Annotated in this window: 7 protein-coding genes; 4 read left to right on the top strand and 3 right to left on the bottom strand. The window is 52.9% G+C overall.

What is annotated here, in order from left to right:
- Nucleotides 1–803 (top strand): M81 family metallopeptidase (locus tag Q0294_RS21580; protein ID WP_299469582.1); only part of this gene is annotated, 803 nt, incomplete at its 5' end.
- Between the two features lie 43 nt (nt 804–846).
- Nucleotides 847–2,067, top strand: coding sequence for a mandelate racemase/muconate lactonizing enzyme family protein (locus Q0294_RS21575; protein ID WP_299469580.1), 1,221 nt, complete (start codon nt 847–849; stop codon nt 2,065–2,067).
- A gap of 20 nt (nt 2,068–2,087) precedes the next feature.
- Here Q0294_RS21575 and Q0294_RS21570 read toward each other — a convergent pair whose 3' ends face one another.
- On the bottom strand, nt 2,088–3,785 hold the full coding sequence (locus tag Q0294_RS21570; RefSeq protein WP_299469578.1) for a formate--tetrahydrofolate ligase: 1,698 nt from the start codon (nt 3,783–3,785) through the stop codon (nt 2,088–2,090).
- A gap of 221 nt (nt 3,786–4,006) precedes the next feature.
- Here Q0294_RS21570 and Q0294_RS21565 point away from each other — a divergent pair, with 221 nt between their 5' ends.
- Entirely contained in the window at nt 4,007–4,972 is a 966-nt protein-coding gene (locus Q0294_RS21565; RefSeq protein ID WP_299469577.1) for a mannonate dehydratase, read from the top strand.
- Nucleotides 4,973–5,272: 300 nt separating this feature from the next.
- Nucleotides 5,273–5,662 (top strand): hypothetical protein, encoded by a 390-nt coding sequence (locus Q0294_RS21560; RefSeq protein ID WP_299469575.1) that lies wholly within the window; start codon nt 5,273–5,275, stop codon nt 5,660–5,662.
- A gap of 100 nt (nt 5,663–5,762) precedes the next feature.
- Here Q0294_RS21560 and Q0294_RS21555 read toward each other — a convergent pair whose 3' ends face one another.
- Nucleotides 5,763–7,070, bottom strand: a complete 1,308-nt coding sequence (locus Q0294_RS21555) for a Gfo/Idh/MocA family oxidoreductase (protein ID WP_299469573.1) — start codon at nt 7,068–7,070, stop codon at nt 5,763–5,765.
- Between the two features lie 257 nt (nt 7,071–7,327).
- Nucleotides 7,328–9,052, bottom strand: a complete 1,725-nt coding sequence (locus Q0294_RS21550; RefSeq protein WP_299469571.1) for a response regulator — start codon at nt 9,050–9,052, stop codon at nt 7,328–7,330.
- Nucleotides 9,053–9,094: the final 42 nt, after the last annotated feature.

Raw genomic sequence — 9,094 nt, 5'->3', positions numbered from 1 at the left:
CTGGCGTGCTTTCAAACAGCGTGATTCTGGGTTTTCCGTATGCGGATGTCGAAGAGATGGGTTCCGGGTTTATCGTAGTCACCGATAACGATGCGAGTCGTGCGCAACAACTGGCCGATCAACTGGGCGAAACGTTGATCAACCGCCGCGAAGAATTTGTGGCACAACTGATTAGTATTGAAAACGCGCTCGATCAGGCGGAACAACTGGAAGGCCCGATCTGTTTTCTGGATATGGGCGACAACATCGGCGGCGGTTCTCCCGCGGATGGCACGACGATTTTGCACGCGATTCAACAACGCCAGGGGCCGAAAAGTTTTGCCTGCCTGTATGATCCCGCAGCGGCGCAACATGCGATTGCGGCGGGACCCGGTGCCACATTGTCCGGACTGGCGATGGGGGGCAAAACCGATGATCAACACGGGACACCGCTGATCGCCGATGTAACCGTGCTGAGCGTCCACGATGGTTTTTTTACCGAGTCACAGGTCCGTCATGGCGGGAAAACCAAATATCAGATGGGGCCGACGGTGGTGGTGCAAACCGATTTCGGATTAACGCTCATGCTCAACAGTCACCGCACGCCCCCTTTCAGCCTGGGGCAGTTAACATCCTGCGGCATTGATCCCGCCGACTTTCAGATTCTGGTTGCGAAAGGAGTGCAGGCGCCGCTGGCCGCTTACAGCCCTGTCTGTCCGAATCTGATTCGCGTGAATACGCCGGGCGTCACATCCGCCGACATGGAACAGTTTGAGTATCAGTATCGCAGGCGGCCTTTATTTCCATTCGAACCCATCCAATAATCAAGATTCGTAAAACAGTCCCCCACATCATAAAGGATTTGCCATGCAGATCACGAAAATAGAAACCTCGATTGCCGAATCGATCATGCCCGGCCTGCTGCTGGTACGCATTCATACCAGTGAGGGAATTGTGGGTTGTGGCGAAACGTATTACGCTCCACATGCGGTCGCTGCGATGATTCACGACTGGATGTCGCATTATCTGATGGGCAAGAATCCACTCGATATCGAGGCGCACTGGCGGTTTCTGTATGAACGTTCCACCAACTTTGGTTCGCGGGGAACAGAACTGCGGGCGATTTCCGCCATTGATCTGGCGTTGTGGGACATCTTCGGGCAGGTAACATCACAGCCGATCTGGCAGTTACTCGGCGGCTGTGTGCAGGAATCAATTCGCACCTATAACAGTTGCGGCGGTCCTTCTTATGGTGGCACGAGTGATTCGAAAGACGTGGTTCACACCTGGCCCGGTCATGGCTCGGTGGGAAACCAGGGGCCTTTGAATGATTACTGGTCCGCCGTCAATGAACCGGTGGCGCTGGCGGAATCGCTGATCGCGGAAGGTTATCAGGCGTTAAAAGTCTGGACGCTCGATTTCGCCGCGCACAAAATCAACGGCCCGCTGCATATCACGCATGAGGATATCACACAGGCACTCGAACCGTTTCGAAAAATCCGCGAAACGCTCGGCAACAAAATTGAACTCATCATCGATGGTCATGGTTTTTTCCAACTCGCCCCGGCATTACGCATCGCCAAACGGTTGCGGGAATACGACATTCTCTGGGCCGAAGATCTGCTGCGGGTGGATTGCGTGGATACGCTGAGTGATTTTCGTGACAAAGCGCAGATTCCGGTGGCAGTGAGTGAAATGTTCAACGGCCCCGATGATTATCGCCTGGCGCTCGAAAAGCGGGCGGCCGACTTTGTGATGATTGATCCGACGTGGGTCGGCGGAATCTCGCAGACTCGAAACATCACACGGCTGGCGCAGTTTTATAATGTGCCCGTGGTGATGCATGACTGCACGGGTCCTCTGACTCTGCTGTCGGGCGTGCATGTCGCCGCCAGTTCGAATAACGTCGCCTGGCAGGAAAGTCTGCGGGCTCACTTAAGAATCCTGTATCCTCAACTGATTAATAAATCAGTCGAAGTGGAGAAAGGGCGGATTCTGGCTCCGAAAACACCCGGACTGGGGGTTGCCTGGTTATCGGAACTGTTTGTGCCGGGGGAAAATCAGTATCGCATCACGGAACTCGCGTAGTCGGCAACCAGGCGCGAATGTTATTGCAGTCCCGTAATCTTGCCTGACTCGTCGATATCGATCCGCTGGGCAGCCGGCTCCGAAGGCAGACCCGGCATTGTGCGAATTTCTCCACACAATGCATACAGAAAGCCGGCGCCGGCGGAGAGTTTCAAATCGCGCACCGGAAACGTGAATCCCTGAGGGCGCCCTAATAAGTTCGGATCATGCGAAAGGGAATACTGTGTCTTCGCGATGCAGACTGGTAAATTTCCATAACCCAGTTTTTCGTATTCCTGAATGCGATGCTGTGCCAGTGGTTCGTAAGAGACAGACGCGGCTCCATAGATTCTGGTGGCGATCGTTTCGATTTTCGCTTCGATGGGCAAATCCAAAGGATAAAGACAGGCAAACTGATTCGGCTGGGCGGCTGCTTTGACGACCGCTTCGGCCAGCTTGAGTGAGCCCTGGCTGCCCCGCGCGAAGGCATCCGTCACGACGGCGGCTGTCGCGCCCTGTTCCAAAGCAATCCGCTGGATTTCTTCCAGTTCACGCGCACTGTCATCAGGGAAGGCGTTGATGGCCACGACGACGGGCAGCGAGAATTGTCGAATGATGTCGAGGTGCGCCTTCAGATTGATGGCACCGGCACGAATGGCATCCAGATTTTCTTCCAGCAGTGCGGCGGGTAACGGGTTGCCCGGATGCACATCAAACAGACCGCTCTGCAGTTTCAAAGCCCGGGCCGTACAAACGAGAACTTCCGCATCCGGCTTGAGACCGCTGAGGCGGCATTTGATATCGAAAAACTTTTCGGCACCGCAATCGGCACCGAAGCCGCTTTCCGTCACAACATAATCAGCCAGACGCATGGCGATGAGATCGGCCATGATGGAACTGTTACCGTGCGCGATATTTCCAAATGGCCCTGTATGCACGAGAAAGGGGGTCTGCTCACAACTCTGTACCAGATTCGGACGCAAGGCATCAACCAGCAGCGCCGCCATCGCGCCGGCGCTGCCCAACTCTTCTACCGTGACAGGCAGCTTTTCATAAGTCATGCCGACGACGATGCGTCCCAGTCGCTGTCTCAGGTCGGACAGATTTCTTGCGAGAGCGAGAATTGCCATAACTTCGGAAGCAGCCGACAGATCAAAGCCAGTCTCACGCAATGGTGCCTGGGGAACAAAACCCAGCCCGGTTACGATGTGGCCCAGTCCCCGATCACACAAATCAATGCAACGCCGCCAGGTGATGGTCGCCGGATTGATCACAGGCGTCTTTCTGCGTTTCAGATGATTATCAATGATGCTGGCCAGCAGATTGTTGGCTGTCGTCACCGCATGCATATCACCGGTAAAATGCAGATTGATGTCTGCCTGTGGTTCTAACTTACATTTTCCACCGCCGGCGCCGCCCCCTTTGATTCCGAACACGGGCGCTAATGACGGTTCACGCAGTGTGCCGATCGCGGTGTGGCCCAGTTTCGATAACGCCATTGCCAGTCCGATGGTCGTGACGGTTTTGCCTTCCCCCAACGGTGTGGGATTGATTGCGGTGACGCCAATATATTTGGCAAGTGGCCGGTCATTGAGCTGTTGCGCAAGCCCGTGTACGAGTTTTGCTTTATAACGCCCGTAAGGTTCATAATCATTGCGGCTCAGCCCCAGTTCTGCGGCGATGGAATCGATTTCCCGCAGACTATGATCACCGGAGACGGATTGACTATTTTGACTCATGCCCTGCTTTCTGAAAGTGGAAATCCTGGTGGTTCAAAATCACCGTACTTTTAGAAAAATCGACTTTTCAAACAATGAAACTTCGAATTCTTTCTGGCAGTCATTGTGAAATTAAAAATAAATGTCCAGAATTTAAGGGTAAAAACGCTTTCCTGCCAGCAGCGGCAGGAATCGGACTCGAATGCGTAACAAATGTATGAAGCGATGGAAAGAATTCCGCCATGCAACTGACTTCTGTTGTGACTCCGTTCACAGATGATAACCTGCGGTTACTTGCTCAGATTGGCGTGACGCACGTCACGATCCGTTATCCGGGACGAGGACGGGAGCAGCTGGAGGCGATCAAAAAACAAGTCGAAGCATTTAGCCTGCAGATTGCTGCCATCGAAGGGTATCTGCCCATCGAAAATATCAAACTGGGAAATGATCTGTTCGAAGCTGAGATCGCGGAGATGAAAGAACTGTTGCAGAATATGCGCGCGGTCGGCATTCCGTTTCTCTGTTATAACTTTATGGCGGGGACGGACTGGGTACGTACGAAACTCGATGAACGCGAACGGGGCGGCGCTCTGGTAACCCGCTTTGATATCGATCAGGCGGAGCAGGCGGTTTCTCTATCTGAAACAACACGAGAGAAAAATGAGACGACGATTTCAGCCGCGGAACTCTGGGTCAATCTGGAACGGTTCCTCACAGCGCTGATTCCTGATGCGGAAGCGTGCGGCGTGACTCTGGCGATGCACCCCGATGATCCGCCCCTCGATATCTTCATGGGCAAAGCACGCATCATGAACTCGGTGGAGAATTTCGAAAAGCTGATGCAGCTTGTGCCGAGTCCGGCGAATGCGGTCTGTTTTTGCCAGGGAACGTTTGCGGAAATGGGCGTGGATATTCCAGCCACCATTCAGAGGCTGGGTCGCCATATCCAATATGTCCATTTTCGAGACATCAAAGGAACGCGCGAACATTTTGTCGAAACCTTTCACGATAACGGGGCAACCGACATGTACGCCGCCATCAAAGCCTACCAGCAGATCGGTTTTACCGGTCCTATTCGCCCCGATCATGTTCCTCAACTGGTGGGAGAGGAAGCGGGGGAGCCCGGTTATACGATGCTGGGCCGTTTACATGCATTTGGGTACATGCAGGGGCTGATCGAAGCGGCGCGTCACGCACGGGACGCGTAAGATCAATGGAATTCAGGAGTTGCAACAGACTCACATCACCGTCCGTTGATTTGTCTGAGGTCCAAAAAATGAGAACTGAGTGGTAGTCACAGGCTCGGTTCGCTGTATAATCGATACAAGCAGTACAACTTGCCCAGGTGAAGAGACAAACTGAGGACTACAGGGAAGTCAGAGTGGGGATCAGCGATTTGCTTGATCCGGAAGCAGGATGCATCGCCTTTCGGGAGATTGTTGAGCCGGTCCGAGTTGTCTGCCCCCTGTTTTTCAAGCTCGATTTCCCTCTCTTCAGGAGTTAGTTTCATGCGAATCCGAACAATGTTGATGGGACTGGCTGCGGTTGCCAGTCTGTCTTTGATGGTTAATGTAACCGAAGCCGGTGGTCGGGTGACCTATTACAGTTCGCCATTCCCTTATGTCGGCCCCGCACCCGTGTATGCGATGCCTGCCCCTGTGAATACGGCATACTATGTGCCCGCGATGACCGCCTATTACAATCCGGCTCTGGTGCCGGCGCCTGTGATGGCCCCCGTTTATTATCAACCCGCGCCTGTTGTTGTGCAGCCAGTGACAACCTACTACGCACCACCTGTTGCGACCTACTCTTACTACTCTCCAGGCAGAGTGGTTTACAAAAGCCGTGGCCCACGGCTGTTTGCACCAAACTATAAAACCGTTGTGAGATACAAATAATCCCAACGCAGTCAAAACGAAAACAGCCTGCTGAAACTGAATCAGCAGGCTGTTTTTATTTGTGTGGAACGAACCGGAAAATCCGTTCCGTTAAATCATACTACAGTGTCCAGCCTTTGCGGTATTCGCGCTGGATGTACTGAGCGGCTTCGGGGACGTTGGTCACTTTGAGATTTTCTGCATCCCATTCGAGTTTCTTTTGTCCCACACGATACGAGACATTACCCAGCAGGACGGTTTCGGTCAGAGGACCGGCATAACCGAAGTTACTACCTGTCGGTGTGCCAGTGCGGATCGCATTCAGCCATTCGATATGGTGGCTTTCGGGACGCGTCAAATAAGGCTCAACCGGTTTGGCTTCCTTGCCGGCTTCCATGAAGACCTTATTACTGCCGTAATCCGCGAGCAATCGTCCGTCTTCCCCTTCAAACAGCACGGCACTGTTTTTCTCGTAGGCTTCTGCGCCTTTGGGTTTCCAGCCGCCGTGATACCAGGTCATGTGTACGGGGGGCAGATCTTCACGCGCTTCGTATTCATAATCGACGCGCATCAGGCTCGGGCACTCATTCTCGCCTGCGTGTCCTTTCTCGCCGGCGGCCACTACGGTTTTGGGATACTTCAACTTCAACGCCCAGAAGGGGAGATCCATATAATGACAGCCGAAGTCGCCGAGCTGGCCGTTCCCGAAATCCCACCAGTAACGCCAGTTGAAATGAAAACTCGTTTCATTATAAGGGCGAAACGGAGCGGGCCCGATCCACTGATCGTAGTTGACGTAGGCGGGAGGATGATTTTCCTTGGACCGTTTGCCTTCAGTTCGCACGCCGCCATCCAGCCAGACATGCACGCGTCTGACAGGCCCAATCACGCCGGACTGAACCATTTCCACAACCTTGCGATAGTTATCGGTGGCGTGAATCTGATTTCCCATCTGAGTGGGAACGCCGGCTTTGGCAGCCAGTTCGGTGAGCACACGTGCTTCGTACACGGAATGCGTTAATGGTTTTTCACAGTAGACAGGCAAGCCTTTTCGCAGCGCCATCGCGACAGCCGGCGCGTGCATATGGTCGGGTGTGCTGACGAGAACTCCATCCAGATCCTCACGATCCAGAGCCTTGCGGTAATCATCATACGTGTCGGCATTGGGAAATTCTTTGGACGCGATATCCAGACGCTTGGCATCGATGTCGCAGAGTGCCACGAAATTTTCTGATTTCGTACCGCTGATATTTGCATAAGCACGGGCGGCGACTCCAATCGTCGCCAGATTCAATTTCTCGTTCGGGCTTTTACTTTTGGGTGCCGCTTCCAGTGAAGGCAGAGGCAGGGCAGAAGCGAAGGCGGGAACCGCGGTTCCCGCGATCAGCGCTTTCTTGAGAAACTCGCGGCGGTCGACAGAATTTGACATGAAAATCTCCTTGTGGGGATAACCGGGATGCTGATGAAATCGTTTTTAAAAACTCAAACAGCAGTCACGATGCAGGCTGGAAAACAGCCTCCTCGTTGAATGCTGCATTTAAAGGCGGGGGAGAAGACGAATATATTAACGTTTTTTAATATATCGCACTCGAAAACGGAAATCGAGCCTATTGTGATAAAACTCGGGAAATTTGATGTTCTGGCGGAAGGAGCAGAGGCGAGAGCAGGCGGGAGGGAACCGAGCGATCAGTTGGGGGTTTCGGTCGTGATGTCTTCAGCGATACTGACTGCTTTTTCCACACCCGAAATCAACTGATCGAGGCGAAACGGTTTATAGAGCACACATTTCAGACCAAGTTGACGTGCTTTGACGATGGAATGCGTGGGGTCATAACCAAAGCCGGTCATCAGAATCACCGGCAGGTGTTCATGAATTTCCCGGATCTGGGCAAAACATTCATAGCCATTCATATCGGGTAGACGAATATCCGCGATGACCACATCGTAATGAAAGCTGCGCACCATCAGAAATGCTTCTTCGCCATCATGGGCTGTTTCGACTTCACAACCCAGACGACCCAGCAATTCATGGGCAGCCCTTCTTACAGTGGCATCGCTGTCAACGACCAGAATCCGTTTATTGAGCAACTTCGGATTTACCTGTCTCATCGTGGGCACTTTATGATGATGGGGCGCCTGGGGAGCGATTTCTTCTCCCACCTGTTGAATCAGTTGCTTAATGTGGCGAGTGTCTTTAAGGATACGCTGCAATCGCTCGCACACACTAGGTTCATGACCAATATAACGCTCCAGAATCCAGGCAGTATCGTTGAGGATTTCGTCGACCGGATCGACGACCCCACGCATAATTAACTCAGTACTCGCAGAAGCGGTGGTTAATTTTTCCACCACCAGTAATTCGAGCGTATTCAAAGCAATTGCAACTTCCCGGCTGAACAGCTCCAGAAAATGCAAATCATTTTCATCAAAGGCACCGGCATGCGGGCTTTCCACATTGAATGTACCCAGGACTTCATCGTGCAGGTTTAAAGGCACCGTCAATGAACTGCGGGCATTAGGAGCCCCCGTCATATAGAGCGGATCATGGGTGGTGTCTTCACAGAGGTAACTTTTTCCCGTGGCGGCCACGAAACCTGTAACGCCGTTTTTTTCGGGTTCTGCAAACAGCGTGCGATCCGCCGCCGCCTGTTCCATGCCTACCGCCAGCAACACATCCAGTCGATTGGTGGCTTTGTCCAGAATGCGGATTTCAACGGTTTCAAATTCCAGCAGATCCTGCGTATAGTGCAGAATTTTGGCCTTTAATAACTCAACGCGGTCTTCGACTGTCATTTCGAAGACTTCTTCGGGAGAGAGATCGCCCAGCTCCAGACCTGCCTGATAAATGGCATTCAGTTTTTGCCGCTGCAGAACTTCCTCGGAGATATCCCGGACACTGGCGACCAGATGAATCGGTTCCAGTTTGCCTTCCACGTCGGTCAGCACCGGCATGACTTCCACGTCGAAGTAGTTTTTATCCCCGACACGCAAACCGCTTTTGGCGATGGCACGTGTGGAAAACGCGGTATGAAACGGGCTGAAGTCCGGCCCTAAAATTTCGGGAGCACCAAAGGCATCGTAAAACGGGCGTCCGACCAAAGAACCCGATTGACCGCATAATTCGCCGAGTTGGTGATTTGACCAGAGAATTCGCAAGTCGGCATCCAGGACGACAACGGCATGCGGTAAATATTCCAGCAGCGTGCCCGATTGAATCAACGCGAGGGGCAAAACTCCGGAAGTGGCGGGGACGACCAGCGCTGAGACATTTCCCTGATCAAACTCTGCAATCCCTTCCGCCAGATTTTCCGGGGTGACCACCAGATAGTTGTTCGTTGAGAATTGTTCTCTCAACTCAGAGGTCTGGTCATCAGGTGGCCCACAGAAGAGAATTTTTTGCGGATTGGTCACTACAAAACCGGCCTTTGTCCACTAAGACATTTAATGCTTGAC

It is taken from the genome of uncultured Gimesia sp., from assembly GCF_937919775.1.
Lineage (GTDB): Bacteria > Planctomycetota > Planctomycetia > Planctomycetales > Planctomycetaceae > Gimesia.
This window is presented reverse-complemented; position numbering and strand designations above follow the sequence as displayed.